General features: G+C 63.4%; 14 protein-coding genes. 1 reads left to right on the top strand and 13 read right to left on the bottom strand.

All coding sequences use genetic code 11. The features are described from left to right. The first annotated feature begins 181 nt into the window (after positions 1–181). Complete coding sequence (locus TGR7_RS14295; RefSeq protein WP_012639350.1) at positions 182–1,432, top strand: IS4 family transposase; 1,251 nt, start codon at positions 182–184, stop codon at positions 1,430–1,432. A gap of 12 nt (positions 1,433–1,444) precedes the next feature. Here the strand turns inward: TGR7_RS14295 and TGR7_RS14290 are convergent, their stop codons facing one another. The 13 genes from TGR7_RS14290 to TGR7_RS14230 all read right to left on the bottom strand — a co-directional run bounded on the left by TGR7_RS14290 (position 1,445) and on the right by TGR7_RS14230 (position 15,680). Further along, positions 1,445–3,469 (bottom strand): ATP-dependent nuclease, encoded by a 2,025-nt coding sequence (locus TGR7_RS14290; RefSeq protein WP_012639386.1) that lies wholly within the window; start codon positions 3,467–3,469, stop codon positions 1,445–1,447. Positions 3,470–3,626: 157 nt separating this feature from the next. Continuing rightward, positions 3,627–4,580 carry an IS5 family transposase gene (locus tag TGR7_RS14285; RefSeq protein WP_012637613.1) on the bottom strand — a complete coding sequence of 318 codons (954 nt, stop codon included), beginning with the start codon at positions 4,578–4,580 and terminating at the stop codon, positions 3,627–3,629. 162 nt (positions 4,581–4,742) lie between these two features. Next, entirely contained in the window at positions 4,743–5,492 is a 750-nt protein-coding gene (locus TGR7_RS14280; RefSeq protein ID WP_008733883.1) for a TIGR03747 family integrating conjugative element membrane protein, read from the bottom strand. Further along, positions 5,489–7,654, bottom strand: a complete 2,166-nt coding sequence (gene traD, locus TGR7_RS14275; protein WP_008733885.1) for a type IV conjugative transfer system coupling protein TraD — start codon at positions 7,652–7,654, stop codon at positions 5,489–5,491. The genes TGR7_RS14280 and traD overlap by 4 nt, the downstream gene beginning before the upstream one ends. Position 7,655: 1 nt before the next feature. Continuing rightward, positions 7,656–8,192, bottom strand: a complete 537-nt coding sequence (locus TGR7_RS14270) for an integrating conjugative element protein (protein WP_008733886.1) — start codon at positions 8,190–8,192, stop codon at positions 7,656–7,658. Further along, the gene (locus TGR7_RS14265) at positions 8,189–8,773 is read right to left on the bottom strand and encodes a transglycosylase SLT domain-containing protein (RefSeq protein ID WP_008733887.1); all 585 of its coding nucleotides are present in this window, start codon (positions 8,771–8,773) and stop codon (positions 8,189–8,191) included. The genes TGR7_RS14270 and TGR7_RS14265 overlap by 4 nt, the downstream gene beginning before the upstream one ends. Further along, entirely contained in the window at positions 8,758–9,489 is a 732-nt protein-coding gene (locus tag TGR7_RS14260; RefSeq protein WP_012639385.1) for a TIGR03759 family integrating conjugative element protein, read from the bottom strand. Before TGR7_RS14260 ends, TGR7_RS14265 begins: the two co-directional genes overlap by 16 nt. A 9-nt stretch (positions 9,490–9,498) precedes the next feature. Continuing rightward, entirely contained in the window at positions 9,499–10,158 is a 660-nt protein-coding gene (locus TGR7_RS14255; RefSeq protein ID WP_008733889.1) for a hypothetical protein, read from the bottom strand. Then, positions 10,155–10,661 (bottom strand): PFGI-1 class ICE element type IV pilus protein PilL2, encoded by a 507-nt coding sequence (gene pilL2 / locus TGR7_RS14250; RefSeq protein WP_012639384.1) that lies wholly within the window; start codon positions 10,659–10,661, stop codon positions 10,155–10,157. The genes TGR7_RS14255 and pilL2 overlap by 4 nt, the downstream gene beginning before the upstream one ends. Before the next feature lie 180 nt (positions 10,662–10,841). Then, on the bottom strand, positions 10,842–13,112 hold the full coding sequence (locus TGR7_RS14245; RefSeq protein ID WP_012639383.1) for a DEAD/DEAH box helicase family protein: 2,271 nt from the start codon (positions 13,110–13,112) through the stop codon (positions 10,842–10,844). Between the two features lie 105 nt (positions 13,113–13,217). Continuing rightward, positions 13,218–13,463: a hypothetical protein gene (locus tag TGR7_RS14240; RefSeq protein ID WP_425358069.1), complete on the bottom strand. Its 246-nt coding sequence runs from the start codon at positions 13,461–13,463 to the stop codon at positions 13,218–13,220. 151 nt (positions 13,464–13,614) lie between these two features. Next, complete coding sequence (locus TGR7_RS14235; protein WP_425358077.1) at positions 13,615–14,796, bottom strand: DUF6094 domain-containing protein; 1,182 nt, start codon at positions 14,794–14,796, stop codon at positions 13,615–13,617. After that, on the bottom strand, positions 14,793–15,680 hold the full coding sequence (locus TGR7_RS14230; RefSeq protein ID WP_425358068.1) for a hypothetical protein: 888 nt from the start codon (positions 15,678–15,680) through the stop codon (positions 14,793–14,795). The genes TGR7_RS14235 and TGR7_RS14230 overlap by 4 nt, the downstream gene beginning before the upstream one ends. Positions 15,681–15,737: the final 57 nt, after the last annotated feature.

Genomic DNA, 15,737 nt, shown 5'->3' with positions numbered 1-15,737 from the left:
TTAAGCCATCCCGCGCCCAGCCTCAGGCACCGACCCGCGGCGCTCCTAGCGAACCCCTCGATTCTTGCAGATTTCGCTTGACACCCATCGCGCTTCGTGAGGCCGCCGCGCTGCTTGCGCCCGCTTCTGGCGCAAGCAGCGCGGCGGCCAGTGAGGTTCGTTTTCGAACCTCAAGCGCCCCATGGACCTCACCCGTCTCTTCAATGCCCTGGCAGAGCACCTCGCCTCCGATGCGTTCCTCAACACCGCCCGACATCCTGAGCATCCAGCGGCCTTCTCCCGCCGACGCAAGCTGCCCTTGAACGCACTCGTGGCAAGCTTGGTCTGTGGCATGTGCAAGAGCGTCCAGGCCGAGTTGGATGGCTTCTTCGGCAGTCTCAAGGCGCAGGCCACCTTGGTCCGACACGTGAGCGCACAGGCGTTCGCGCAGGCGCGCGCCAAACTCGCGCCCGCTGCACTGCCGGCGCTCAACGACCACCTCATCAAGCTCGCTGAGGACACTGGCAGGGTGCCGCGCTGGCACGGCCTGCGCCGCATCGCGGTCGACGGCTCCTGTCTGCGGCTGGCGCTGCGCGCCAGCCATGTGCCGCGCGCGGCCAGCCGCGACATGCTGGCCTTGGGCTGCTACTTGCCCGATGCCCAGCTGATGCTGGCCGCCCAGCTCTACAGCGCCGGCTATGGCGAGCGACAGGCCTTGTTCGAGCAGTTCGAGCGCTTTGGAACAGGCGATCTGCTGCTGCTCGATCGCGGCTATCCCTGTCGCTGGCTGGTGGCTGCCCTGCAGGGCAAGGGCATCGACTTCTGCATGCGCGTGGACATGGCCAAGGTCGGCTTTGCTGTGGTCCGGGCGTTCCGTGCCTCGGGTCTTGCCGAGCAGGTCGTGGAGCTGCCTGCCGCCGAGGACCAGGATGTCAGGGACTTCGAATGCCCCGAGGGTCCGCTGCGCGTGCGCCTGGTCCGCCACGTCAACGCTAACGGCAGCGTGCACATCCTCATGACCAGCCTGATGGACGCCGAGCGCTTCCCTGTGGCCGTGTTCGGTGAGCTCTACCATCAGCGCTGGTCCATCGAAGAAGCCTTCAAGCGGCTCAAGCATCGGCTCAGCCTCGAACAAGTGACCGGCCTGAGCCACCTCGCCGTGCAGCAGGACTTCGCCGCCAAGGTGTTGTGCGACAACCTCGCCGCGCTCGCCAGCGCAGAGGCGCGCGGAAGCGAGAACCTGCCCGCTCACCGCCGCATCAACCGGGCCTACGCGAGAACCGCGCTCAAGCCGCTGATCCCGGCCCTGTTGCTTGGGCTCGCCACAGCGGCGATGCTGAAGGAGGTGCTGAAGCTGATCGGATCGCAGACCTACAAGCACAGGCCAGGGCTGTCCAAACCGAGGCCGCCGAAACCAAAGCCGCATCCGGCCCTGAGTTACAAGGCGTGCTGAGGGTGGGTGGGCTTAACTTGGGTGGATTGGGTCAGGGATGGCTGGCTCGATGCCAGCCGCTAGCCAGCGTATTCCATCGAGAATGTACTTGGGGGTCGTCCAGGCTTTTTCTTCTATTGCGTACTTCAGCGCAAACTCGGACTTCTTGATCTTACTGGCTTGGCTTCTGGCTCCCGCTTCAAGCTCTTCCCGTGTGGCTCCATTCAAGCCGAATAATGCTCGGTTCGCGAGAATGAAAGCATCTTCAAAGGTGCGACCGCATGGCCCGTTCTCTTCCTCCGCGCACTGATAGGCGATGCAGTTGCCATGCTTTGCCTTTTCGGATTCATCCTTGGTCAAGAGGCCATTGAGGGTGAATGGATTATCATCGGAGAACCAGGCTTTCAGGCAGGCGTTGCTGGAGTAGGTTCCCTTGTGGACCTCGCACGCGCTTCCGCCCGGTTTTTCTACCGAATCTAGATCGGTAAGGATTAGGGTTGGCAATTCAAGAAAGCGCAGGAGCCCGAAGAAAAGATGAGCATATGCTCCGCCGACTTCCATAGTGGTTACGTACTGGCTTGATAGCTTTGGCCGATCTGGCTCTGCGGTTTCCAGTTTTTCGATGATCGCGGGGAGCAAGAGCCGCTCGCTCAAACCTTCTACTAGGATCGCTTTGTCGGAAAAAAACAGGTCGCAGCGGGTCAACGTCATATACTGATGCAGAAACTTCTTGTCCGGTTCGGAAACGCCGTCCAGCCCCTCGCGTAGATCCTTGACCCTCGTTTGCCGAACGCCAGCGGCTGCGCCTTGTACTTCGCCACTGAGGAAATAGCGGATACTTTCAAATCCGGCCTCGTTGGCTATATGCGATGAGTGCGTGGAAACGACGAACTGGACCGGCCAAGCCGTCTTACTTTCCGTGCCTTCAACCAGCAGTTGAGCAGTCTTCGCGAGCTGACGTATGAAAACCTCCTGCATCTGAGGGTGCAAATGAGCCTCGGGTTCCTCAATGAAGACCAGGTGCACCCCTGGAGAATTTGGTTCGGCCAGAAACGATTTATAGAATCCCGCAAGCTGCAAAAGGATGAAAATGAGGTTTCTGGCTCCAAGCCCGTTGTAGGACTCCGGCAGAGTCACACCGCTGTAGCCGGCATAGCGCACCTTGGTGAAATTGGAGAGCAGCTTGCGAACATCAAGCAATGTCTCGGTATGCAGTTCCTGATTTCCCAATCCTGGGTATCCAAAGTTCTTCAATGCCGGTATCAGATTGTTCAGTTGGCCGCCGAAGCTGCTGTCTATCTGAGATTGAATGTCCTGAACGGCCTCTTTCAGCGCTTGGGCAATCTGTTTGTCAGCCTCATCTGCCGAAGATGAAGAAGCTGTGGCAAAGAGGAGTTCAACAGTCTTGGCGAGTACATCGGACTCGCGGGATGTTATGTCGTCCAGGCCTCTTTGAGCGTTGATGAAGCCGGTTTTGATCAGAGCCTTCAGTGCACTCGGCTGCAACTGACGATTGTTCTCCGCATCATTCGGATCTTCCGCCCATACCCTGACGGCAAAGCTGGTTGGAATACGTTCTCGAAGCGAGCGAAAGAAAGCTATCCTCGTTTCATCGGTCAGGGGGGTATCCGGCTGACCCGAGAAAAATTGGGCGAGCTGTCCATCCTTCAACTCGTAGCGGACTACAGCGAGTACCTCATTACAGTCGGGGTCGAGGTCGATAACGAATGGACTGAGAGGCCCCAACTGTGGCTGAGCAGGGTCATATTCAAACGTCAAACGCAACTCGATGAACGGAATCAGAGCCCTGACTACATCGTCATCTTGGCCATTATTATGAGCTTCCAGTGCCGTGCAGAACCTGTCGTAGCAGGCACTGGAGAAATCTTCGAGTTGAAATGCTGCGCTGCCTTCGGCTAGTAGTCGCCGTATGATCTCGGACAGTGAAGTTTTGCCACTGTTGTTTCGCCCCACGACAACAGTAGTCAAATCCTCCAGAGCAAGCTGCACGTCTGCGAGTAACCGGAAGTTCTTGATCTTTGCATGACGCAGCTTCATCTGTATTCCCCTAGGGCATCTCTGAATAACCCAGCCTGATGCCAAAAAAATCTGCTTCCGCAGTCTAGTCGTTCAAATTTCGATCAATGCTACCCCCCAAAGGGGCTCATTCCGCCCATTTCCCGCCGGTTTGGGGTGGAAAACAGGCGTACTACCCCTACGCGAGCATGTAGGGTTCCGCCCGCAGCAGGTTTGTAAACCCTGCCAGCAGGTACAGTCGGCTCGTGTTCTTGGCCAGGCCACGATAGCGAACCTTGGCATAGCCAAACATCTGCTTGATGCGCTGGAACACATGCTCCACCTTTGCGCGCATGCTCGCCTTGTTCTTCTCGATCTTGTGCAAGGGCGATCTCTTCGGCAGCGCCGCGCGCTTGCCTGGCCGCATCGCGATGCGCCAGTCCACCCGGCGATCTTGATGCTCTTCGCGCCTCTCGATGCCCTGATAGCCGGCATCGGCCCACACCACTTTTTCCTCACCATGCAGCAGTTTGTCGGCCACGTTGATATCGGCTTCATTGGCGGGCGTCGTCTCCAGGCTGTGGATCAGGCCCAGCGTGTCATCCACGCCCACATGCACCTTCATGCCGAAATGCCAGGCGTTGCCCTTCTTGGTCTGGTGCATCTCCGGATCGCGCTCGCCAGACGCATTCTTGGTCGAACTCGGCGCCGACAGAATGCTGGCATCCACGATCGTGCCCTCCTTCAGCATCAAGCCCTGCTCAGCCAGAGTCTGGTTGATCTCCTTGAACAGCTTCGCTGCCAGGTTGTGGCGTTCCAGCAGGCGTCGAAAGTTCAGGATCGTCGTCTCATCGGGGATCCGGTCCAACTTCAAGCCGGCGAAGCGGCGCATCGACTCCACTTCGTACAGCGCGTCCTCCAGCCCCGGATCACTCAGGTTGTAGAACAACTGCAGGCAGTGCACGCGTAGCATGGTCGGCAACGGGTAGGCAGGCCGACCGCCCTGCGGACCGGCCTTGGCGTAGTAGCGAATGATCTTCTTCTCCAGCCGCTTCCACGGAATCAGCCCTTCCATCCGCTCCAGGAACAACTCACGCCGGGTCTTGTGCTTCTTGTTCTCGTATTCGGCTTCTGCGAAAGTCAGCTGGCTCATGGCGAATGGCTCGGGTTGGATGCGATGCCGGGATTATGCCAAATGGGCTGGGTTATTCAGAGATGCCCTAGGCTATTGGCGTGTCGGGTTACGTCAGGCTTCTCTGGCTCTAGCTGGCAACCCTTTGTTTTAACCCCCAAGTTTAGTAGCTAGTGTACGTAACTACAGGTATTTCTTGAAGCTTCCGGCCGCGATGTCCACGACCACGCCCAGCAGCACGGCACTCGGCAAGAGAATCAGGATCGGGCTCACGCTGATCGGCAACGCGAGGTAGACCGCCCACGGCAGTACCACCAGGGGCATCAAGGCCGCCTTGGCGCGGTGATAGACGAAGCCGGATTCGCGCCCCGCGCCGAAGCGGCGGATGTCACGGCGCACCAGGCCGTCCACGAGGCCCGTGAAAGCCGCCATGAGGAACAGCGGCAGCATCAGGCACAGCACCAGCAGGCGCACGAGGAACACCAGCACCGTGTACGCCGCCGCGATCAGATAGCTTTCCAGGTGGACATAGACCTGGCTCAGGTAATACCGGAAATCCCTGGTCTGACCGTGGCTGCCGGCGCTGGCCTGCGCGGAGGCGTTCTGCACCCACTCCAGCAGCCCGGTCTTGAGGAAGACCCATTCATACGCCCACTCGACAACCCGATGGGCGGTGCGCCCCGGTTCCTGCACCACCACGCTGCGCGTGAAGTAGGTCGATAGCTGGTCCAGCTCGTAGGCCACCATGTCCTGCGCGTGGCGCCATCCCTGTTCCGGCCAGAACAGGTGCATGCCGATCCATTCGATCAGGATGCACAGCAACAGCGACCCGCACAGCACGCCGAAGAAGCGAAACGGCAAGGTGACAAGGCTGGCGAGAAAACCTCTCTGGCGTACCTGTTGGCGTTGCGCCGCGACGGCCGGATCGCTCATGCCCTTCCATCCTCGGCAGTATCGGCGAAGGCCATTTGCTTGAAGTCGTCGAGCAGGTCTGCCGGCAGCGCCTCGTGCTGCAACGCCGGCAGGCCCTGGCTTTCCCACCAGTCGCCGGCATCGACGTAGTGCTGGCGCATGTAGTCGGCCAGCTCCTGCAAGTCCTTGGGCATGGCCTCGTCGGCGTCGGGCGCGGGCAGCGGCATGCGGATCTTCCACAGGTTGCCGCCTTCGAGCAGCGCGAAGGCCTGCCCCTTCGGCAGATTGACCACGTGCGCCGGTTCGATCAGTGGGACGCTGGTGGTGGTGATGCGATCCTGCGTGTTGGACGTGAACGCGGTGTGCCCCTGGGGATCGGAGGTATCCGTGGCGCCGCTGACGATTGAGGTGGTGTACACCTCGACCTTGGGCAACTGCTGGGTCAGCAACTCGGCGGTGATCGTCTCCCGCACGCGCAACATGAACAGGTTGTTGAAGTTGCCGATGACCTGACCGGCCTTGGCGCGGTTGCCGATGCGCGCCTCGATGTCGCTGAGTGTTTGCGTGTACGCCGTGACCTGCATACCGGCGCCGCCGCCCTTGTTCACCATGGGGATGAATTCATCGCCCATCAATTCGTTGAACTCGTCGGCATGCACATTGATCGGCACCTTGGCGCCGGTCGAGGCGCCGGGCAGGCCGTCGTCGATGCCGAACTTGTAGATGTGCCCGGCGACCGATACCAGGTCGGAGAACATCGAGTTGCCCACGGCCGCCGCGACCTCAGCGTCCGAGAGTGCATCCAGGCCCACGTACACCACCGCGCGTTTGCGGATGATCTGCAACCAATCGAAGATCGGTCGCGGATCATCGAGATCGGCATAGTTCGGCGCCAGGAGTTGCGCGATCTTGCCCGTGGTGAGCTTTTCCAGCAGCGGCAGCAGCGAGGCGACGATCTTGTCGAAGTAGGTGCGGTCGTAGCGCACCGCCGAACGCAGGCCGTCGAGCACCGGGTCGTAGATGCGCACCTGCGACAGATACTGCTCGATCGCCACCACGCGCTTTTCCCGCCCGATCATGTGACGGGGAATGTTCTTGTCGTTCAGCCTGCCTTCGAGCTGGACGATGACCTCCCAGGCCTTCGGTTCGGCCTTGGCGAAAAAGTGCTGCGCGTATTCGATGAACAACGCATCGATGTTGACGACGTGGCGCTGGATCAGCAGGTAGTCCGGGCGTCGTCCCAATTCCACCAGGGCACGCGCGATGATGTTCACGAAACGCCAGGCGAACTCGCGAAACGCTGCGCTGTTGCCTTCGCCGGAGAGCTGGCCGGCGATGCGCGTGGCGACCTCCGAAATTCGTCCGAAGCGGCCCACCGCGTTGTAGCGCGCGGAGATGTCCGGCCAGCCGAGATGAAAGCAATAGAACTCCCCTGCGCGTCCTGCGCGCTGGGCCTCCACGTACATTCTTTTCAACAGGTCCGCGTCGCCCTTGGGGTCAAAGACGATCACGACCTCGTGTTCGCCATTGACCCTGCGGCGGATGTCCTGGGTGATGAACAACTCCGCGAGTCTCGTCTTGCCGACACGGGTGGTGCCGAGCACCAGCGTGTGGCCGACACGCTCGCCCAGCGGCAGCGACACATCGACCTCGTGCGGTTCAATGCCGTGTAACCGTGGCAGGCCGCCGACCGGCGGCAGCGGCCGCGCCGGGTTCAACGGGTTGTCCCACGCAGTCACGCGGGCCAGCAGAGGCAGCGGGCGAGGCGCGAACTCCAAACGCTCCTCCAGCCGGCGCACGGATCGGTAGAGCGGTGTCAGCTCGACGTAGCGGCGAAACTCCGGCCGGTATGTCTGCATCAGCCTGTGGGTGTGGCGCTGATCCCAGCGAAAACCCCGGCCCACGAACAGGCGATGCTGGCTCACCGGCACGTCGCGACTGGCCATCACGTAGCGCGGCATGCGGCGGATGTTGCGGCGATAGCGCAGGATCGCCCAGGCTTCGTAGAAGCGGATGGTGCCGAAGGTCAGAAAGGCCAGCGCACCGGCCAGGCCCACCAGCGGGCTCAGTGCCAGCGACCAGGGCGCGGCGAGGCAGAGAACGGCGGCGCCGAGGCAGACCGCGACGGTGTAAAGCTCGACCGCCGGACGCAGCAGGACTTCCACCGAATGCGGCTGGGCCATGTCACTGCTCGATCCCCGTGGCGGTGATGAGCACGGGGTAGTGGCGGATGCCAAGCCGTCGGGCCAGGTCGTCGGCGGAGATCGGGGACAGGATCAGTTCCGGCGTCAGGCGTCGCAGGGCATCCAGCGCGACCTGGGACTCGACGTTGACCACGAGGCCGACCGCGCCGAGTTCGTGCAAGACTTCCACGCGCTGACGCAGCCAGGCGCGTGAGCGTTCGTCATCACCGACGAGGAACAGCGGGCGCAACCCCTGCGCCTCGATCACCCGACGCTCCACCGTGCCCGGCGTCAACAGCGTCGAGCGCACTGGCAGCATGTCGGCCTCGCCGTGACGTTCCCCCGGCAGCGGCGGCACCTCGATATGCGGTGGCGGTAGTGCCTGGCGAGGGTTTCGGGGCTGGAGGTTCAGCGCCTGGTAGTAGGGCAAGGCGGACGCGCCGCCCCGATCCTCGACGACAACAAGGGTCTGGTCGGCGGCATGGGCGGTGAGGGCCAGCAGACCCAGCAGCGGCAGTACGCACAGGCGGATGTTCATGGTCGATGACTCCTCGATGCGATGGACGGAACCGGGCTGCCCTGCACACGCGCCAGATGTTTTTGAACGCTGCGGCGGTAGCGGGCTGCCGGTGCGCCACCGGCGGGGCGGTGATAGCGGCCGATGGCGAGCAGCCAGTCATCGCCGGGCCTGTGGTGTTCGCGCAGGATCGCGGCGGCGACCGCGAGATTCCGGTACGGGTCCAGCAGTTCGCAGGGGTGATCGAAACGGTGCGCCTGGTAGCCGAGGTTGATCTGCCCCAGACCAACGTCGATGCGCGTCGCCGGCACCTCCCGCAGCGCGCGCCGCAGGTTTGCGCAGGCGGCCTCGCGGGTCTGGAACCGCCGTGCCTGGCCGGCGACATTCAAGGTCCAGGGCCACGGAGTTCGCTGCCCGCGCAGCGCGATGCCGCTTTCCTGCAAGGCCACGGCGTACAACACCGCCGAGGGAATGCCGGCGTCGTGCGCGGCCAGTTGATAGGCCGGCGGCGGAATCTCCCGCGCCAGGACGGGCGCGGTCCAGACAGCGAGGCAGAGCAGGCACAGGACGCCTGCCCGGCAAAGGCTCACTGACGCAGCCATTGCCCGTTGACCTCGCGCACGACGGCCGGCAGCTCGCCCGGCACACCGATCGATAGCCACCGGCCGGCGTCGTGATTCAGGGTGATGGTCCGTGCGCGCACCTTGGCCGGCTCGATGCCCGCCTTGGCCGCCCATTGCCGGATGCGCGCATCGTCCTGGCGGCTGCCGACCATGTAGAGATCAAAGGCCGTGCCTGCTGTCTGCAATTGCCGCACGCGCTGTTCGCAGGGCGGGCAGTCGTCCTTGACGAAGACCGCCAGCCGGCCCAGGGCGCCGGACGTGGCGGGAGTGGCACCGGCATCGGTCAGGACGACGGGCTGAAGCGTGGGATGGAGCCGCTTCCAGGCATCGTCATAGGCGCGCTGGTACGCCAGCAGCTTCTCGACGCGGCGGGCCTCGGCCTGCACCTGAAGCTCCGCGTAGCGGCGGCGTTCCTCGTTCGTGCGCGCTTCGATGCCCAGGGCCGTGAAGGGATCGAGGCCGGGCGAGTACACGCCCAGCGGCCCCTGCATCAACTGGCGGTAGCGTGCCCACTCCTCGTTTTGCAGCCCCCAATCCCGTGCCAGGCGTTCGTCGAGATCGGCGTCGATGGCGGTCCGGTCGCGGCTCTGGACGATGCGAGAGTCGGCGGCGGGCGCGTTCTGCGCGACGGCGATCGCCGAAGCCATCGACGCCACGGCGAAGGCGAGAACGAAACGAACGAACCACGGCTTCACGAAGACCTCCTACGGCACGCTCAAACGCCGCGCCTGCCCGTTGAACAGAAAGGTCGCGGTCCGCCCTTCGAGGGATTCGAGCCGCCAACCGCTCTCGGTCTCGCCGAGACGCAGCACGCGGACCGCCGCGAGCGAGCGGGAATCGGTGGGTGCGATGGACAGGAAGCGCTCGCCCGCACGCAGTTCGATGTCCAGCAGCCGGAATGGCGGTTCGACGGTCGCGGGCCGTGCGGCCTCGGCCGGAGGCGGGCGACGTGCCGGCGCGGCAGCGGGTGGCGGTGGCTGGCGGACTTCCTTCAAGCGCGCTTCGAGCTGATCGAGGCGGCTTTCCAGGTGTGCGATGTCGGTCGTGGCAGGCGGTTCGGCGTCCGTCTGTTCGAGCCGGGCGAGCCGTTCCTCCAGCGCCTGGCGAACCGCGTCGAGGCTGGCCTGGGTCAGCGGTTCTGGCTGGTGCCCGGTGCTGTCCGTCAGCAGTTCCAGTTCGGTGAGGCGGCTATCGAGCAGCGCGACCTCAATGGCCGGCGCGCTGGTGCGCACATCCCCGGCCAGACGGGACAGGGCCACGTGATTGACGACGACGGCCGCGCTGACCAGCAGCAGCCAGGTTGCTGCGGCGACTTGCAGGAGACGGGTACGGGATGCCGGATGGAAGTCAGGAGGCAGGGTCATGGCAGAGGCTCCTGTTCCTGGGTGAAGCACACCCGCCGCCCCACATCATCGACGTGAAGCTCCCAGGCCGGCCCCGCCAACGTCAGCAGGGCGTCGCGCAGAAACAGCGGCCCAAGCCGCAGGTGCGCTGCCGGCAACGGAAGGTCATGGAACACTGCGGCGTCGGAACCGGCTTCGCAAAGGGTGTAGCCGGAGCGCAGCAGCACGTAGCGCAGGGCCTCGCCGACCGTCGCGGGCAGGGTTGCCGGCATCGACACGTCGATGACCTGCAACAGCAGGTCTTGCTGGGCGGCCTCCGGGACCAGCTCCACCAGCGTGTAGCGGCCATACCGAACGATGGGAATCCAGCCGTCCGGCACGGGCCGGGCTTGTGTTTCCGGCTTCGGTTCGATGACGGGTGGCGCGACGGATGACGTGGCGCATCCGGCGGTCAGAGCGGCGGCGATCAGGCCGGCGGCAAGCGCGGCGTGTCCGGTCGGGTATGGGCGGCGAATGGATGGCATGCGGCGGCTCCCAGGGGCTTCGTGATGCCACCTTCGCAGGGGAAGGCCGTCGCATCAGCGAACAAAGGGAACTGCGGGCCGCCCGATTTTTCGACTGCCAGGTATCGCGGGGCCGATTACGCACCGGCCCGACAGAAAAGAAAACGGCCCCCGAAGGGGCCGCCAAAAATCGAGCGATGCTCAATGTACCAACTGCCGTGCCAGTGCCACTTCCACCGAGTCGCCGTCCTGATTGAGAACGTCCAACCCTGATTCCGGCACGTCTCCCGACGTGCTCTGCGACACCGTGATCTTCTTGGCCATCAGCCCCAGGCAAGTCATCTGCGAGGTGGCCGCGTAGCCGAGGTAGATCACCCGGACCGGCTGCTTCTGCCCGATACGCCAGGAACGGCGCGCGGCCTGCTGCAGCGAGTACACGTTGTAGCCCGACTGCATGAACACGATGGTCGGAAACTCCAACAGGTCCAGGCCGGTTTTCACCAGTTCGGGGTTGGTGATGAGCACGTCGATGCCGCGATCCAACTGCTCGGCGATCCAGTCTTCCCGGCGGGAGGCATCCACGCTCGCGCGCAGTACCGCCACCTTGAAGCCTTCCTGCTCCAGCAGCACCTTCAAGCGCGATGTGGTGTCGCGCGTGCCGGTATAGACGCTGTAGACCAGCACCTTGCGTCCCGCCGCTTTTTCCTCGCGGCAGATATCGATCAGCTCCCGCTCCTTCGGCATGACCTCCAGATCGGTGAACAGCGACGGCGTGAACGCCAGCAGGTTGCGGGTGCGCGGATGCTTGACCGTCTCGGACCGAAAGCACGTGTCCGGCCAGGCCAGCAGCACGTTGAGGACCACACCCAGCAGCGTCGTGTCGCGGCGCGCCAGCGCCTGCTTCAGCTCGGCGGTCAGTTGCCCCGCCAGGCGTCCATAGGCCTGCGCCTGCTCCGCGTCCATCGCCACTTCGCGGAACTCCTCGTCGTAGGGCGGCAGCACGTTGCCACCGATGTCCTTCAACTTGAGGAAGACCGTGAACGGCAATACGCAGCGCAGCACGCCCTTGGGACCGAAGCCGGGGGCCTTCACGGTTCGCACCGTGATCTTGCTGCCCTTGGCGGTCTTGTGGGCCGAGCCGTTGCTCTCGGAGTAGATGTCTTTGAGCACGCCGTGATCGCGCATGAACGCCATCGCGGCCGGCGTCAGACTGCCTTGCTTGCTCGGCCGGTAGCCGTCTTCGATCATTCGCCCAGGCAGGGCGCGGAACAGCAGGTAGAACAGGTCGTCGCCGTAGCCGCCCATCAAGGTGCCGGTCAGCAGCAGCGTCTTGCGTGACTTGGAGGCCAAGACCCCCATCGCCTGCCCTTGGGCGGAACCCGCGTTCTTGTACTCGTGCGCCTCGTCGGCGATGAGCAGGTCGAACGTGCCTTGCGGCAGGTAGCGTTTGACGTATTCCGAAGGCTGATAGCCACCTTCGCCGAAGCCGAACTCCATCGAGGCCATCGCACGTTCCATGCGCTGGGCCTGCCGGTCGGAAAACACCAGCTCGCCGTTGTCGTCCATGAGATTGATGAACTCGTACAGGTTGTCGCCCAGCATCGAAGCCAGGAACGACTCGCCGAACTTCTTCATCAGCTTCTGTGCCGTGACTTCGCCGATGGTGGGAATACGCTTGAGCGCCTTGAGCACGGCTTGCGACTGGTCGTTGACCGACAGGCGCCGGGGACGGATCAGCGTCCACAGCGCCGAGGCGCAGTGTCCGCACTTGCGGCGGGTTTCCTCCGCTTCGAGTTCCACCGGGTTGATCGGCTCGCCGTCCAGGTCGGTGATGACATGGCCGCAATGCGGGCACGCCCCCACGTCGCCGTGACGGGTACGCCAACGCACGAACACCGGCTTCCAGTGAAAGCCCATGCGCATGCGCACACGGCCGAGGACGAAGAACTCCTGCCCCTGGGGTGGTACGCCCAACTGCTCGCGCAGTTTCAGCAGCTTGACCAGCGTGTCCGGGCCGTTGAGCACCCAGACCTTGGCGCCGGCCACCGTCTCCTGAATTTCGCGCCGCCACTTGTAGACTAGGTGGGGTGGCGAGAGCACCAGGGTGCGGCGGTAGCCTTCGGCATTGAGCACGGCGGCCGTGGCGATGCCGACGGTCGTCTTGCCGCAGCCCATCTCGCCGTTGACGATCGCGGCACGTTCGCCACGATCGACCAGCAGCTCGGTGACGGCATGGACGACTTCGGCCTGGGCGGGAAACAACTTCCGCTTCAGGCCGGCCAGGATGGTCTGGCGATGCGCCCGTGCCTGTCCGGCGTAGACAGGCGGGTTGGCGCGGTTGAGAGAGTCGAGCAGCTCATCGCCGAACTCCGATACGAAGTCCTGCAAGCTGATCGTGAGTGGAGAAGCCGCCGCTTCCAGCAGGTCGCCCTGCACGGCGGTATCGGGAACAGTTTCAAGATCGAGGGACATGGTGATGCTCCAAAAAAAATGGGGCATGCACCTCCCCCGATGGGGCGATGACATGCCCCAGGGGTGGGAAGAAACGCGACGTTCAAGCGCCGCGGTGAAAACAGATCAATACTCGCTGGGCAACAGCAGCGTGGTTACGCTGCGATCCCACTCGGTGATGATCCAGATCTTCAGGTCGGAAGTGACTTGGTAGGACGAGAACAATCGATCCTCGCCGGACTTCAAAGCGGCATCGTTCTGCCGCCTGTCGTCGTCGCAGAGATCGCCCCAATCGCCATCGAGATGGCGCTGGAGATAGGGTCCGGGGTTGAACACACCCCGTTGAACAAGGTCATTCACGTCTGCGGTCATGAGCAATTTTCCGGCCCGAAAGCGTGGTTGAGACAGAACTGCGAGTGCCATGGTGATTACCTCTCAAAAATAAGGGGCCACGGCACCCCACAGGGGCGACATGACCCCGGTGGGTGGATGAAAACGACGGCGAACCGTCAAGGAACAACGATCAGCGAATGGTCAGTACCTGGCCCCATGTGGGAGAGCCAAGGGTCATGTCCCACGCCCTGATAACAGGCACGAACCTGTCGGTGAGGATGCGCGTCTCGGCCACGGAGCCATCGTCACGCTCGGTGTATTCCGTCTGGTGAGACTTCTCCTTGTGGGTATCACCTTTGACGACGAGCGTGCGGCCGTTCTTCGATTGCACGACGCCTGAAACCGCGCCTGCGGCCAGAGCCAGGGCGAGATGCCAGTGCGACAGGGCGCGCGCCGGGGGCCGTGGCAGTTGCTGCGCGGCGCCCAGGTGCGTGTCGATTGACGGCCACAGCCCTTGCAGGCGCTGTACCTCGTCGGCGAATTGCTCGGGTTCGAGCGTGACGCGATAGAAGTGCTCCGGTTCGACGGGAGACGCCGGAACCGTGTAAGGCTGGAACGGCCATTCGCAGGGCAATTCCTCGGCTTCGATGTCGCCTTGCCCGACTTGCAGCAAAAGGCTGCGCGCCGTCTTGGCGTCCTCCGGCACCTGCTCGCGCTGACGCACGCGCCGGCCGAAGATCACCACCTGCTTGAACTGCACGTCCACCGCACGGTAGATGCGCAGATCGGCGAAGTGGCGGGTCAGCCAGCCGACGAACTCGGCATCGAGTACATAGGCCGGGATGATGAGCACCAGCACACCGTCGTATTGCAACAGCGGCAGACTGCGCTGATAGAACAGCTTCTCCAACCGTGCGCGCCCCTGACCCTGGTAGCCGATGTTGCCATCGACGCCCCGCGTCAGATCGCCATAAGGCGGATTGAGCCACAGCAGTCCGAAGGACTGGCGGGAAATCAGCGAGTCCATCAGGTCGCCATGCAGACAACGATCGACGAGTCTGCGCGCATGGGTGGCGCGCTCCGCGTCGTACTCGACGGCAAATGCCTTCACCTGTTCGCGCCCGAGGGCATGAGCGGCTTCGGCGATCGCGACGCCTTCGCCGGCGCAGGGATCGAGGATGCACATGGGGCCAGAGGACGGCGCCAGTGCGGTCAGGGCTCTTTCCAACGTGGGTTCGTCTGTCGGGAAGTAGCCGTTCTTGATGAAGTTGCGCGCAAGGCGCGGAAACATGAGAGCCATGGGAATCTCCTGTGAAGAAGTGGGATGAAAGCGGGGCACGCGCGACGCACATGCCCGTGTGGTGAGCGTCAGGCCACCCGCCGCAGCGGTTTGCCCGAGGCCAGCTCGACCTGCGAAACACCAAGGGTGCCGTTGCGGATCAGTTCGCCCAGCGCCGTGGTCAGCGCCGGAACGTCCAGGGCCAGCCGATGGCCCTCCAGCGGCCCGAGGGCGAACGGAAGGCGCGTCAGCATGTCCCGTGATTGCAGCAGCTCCAGCACGGCATCGCGCCAGTGATCGAGCAGCGGCAGGGGGCAGGTCTCCCGCACCAGCGCCCATAGGCGTTCGGTGTGGTCGGTCACTGTCCTGGGCAGTAGCGCCAATGCGCTGGCGTTGGCCTTGTCGGGCTTCACGCAGCGCTTGTCGAACAGCCACAGATGAGACATGGAACCGAACAGCGTGCGCCGGAAGGCGCGCGTGGTGCGCTTCTCCAGGTTGTCGGGATTGCCGACGAAGACCGGAATCGACGCCTGATCGGTGACGAGATGGAACTGGTCCAGTCCCTGCTCGGACCGACCGAGGGTCAGACGGGCAAGGAACTCCTGGACGGCGGTATCGCGCGCCCAGACGGACAGGAAGACGAGGTTGCCGTGCTCGTCGCCGATGCAGCCGTCGGCCATGAGGTCGGGGCATTCGTCGATGCGGTAGAGCACATTGGGTGATGTAGATGCAGGCATGGTGATGTCCTCGAAGAAAACAGAGGCAGCACCACCCGCGAGGGCAGTCACTGCCCCAAGGGGATGGAAGGGAACGCCCGTGAGCGTCTTGGCAAAGAGAACAACCAGTGCGTCGCAACGCACCGTAGCCTTGAAGGTCTTGGCTACCTGGGCATGTTGTCGGCAACGCCGACGGACATGGGAAGTAGCCTGCTTCAACAGGCCGGTGAGCGGGAGCGAAAAACCGTCACGCGACGCCACCCTGTTTGCAAAGGGGGCTCCGAAGGGGTGTCTGCCGAACAAAAAAAGCGGACCATG

It is taken from the genome of Thioalkalivibrio sulfidiphilus HL-EbGr7 (assembly GCF_000021985.1).
Classification (GTDB): domain Bacteria; phylum Pseudomonadota; class Gammaproteobacteria; order Ectothiorhodospirales; family Ectothiorhodospiraceae; genus Thioalkalivibrio_A; species Thioalkalivibrio_A sulfidiphilus.
Note: the sequence above shows the minus strand (reverse complement) of the source record. Positions and strands in the feature narration are given on the sequence as shown.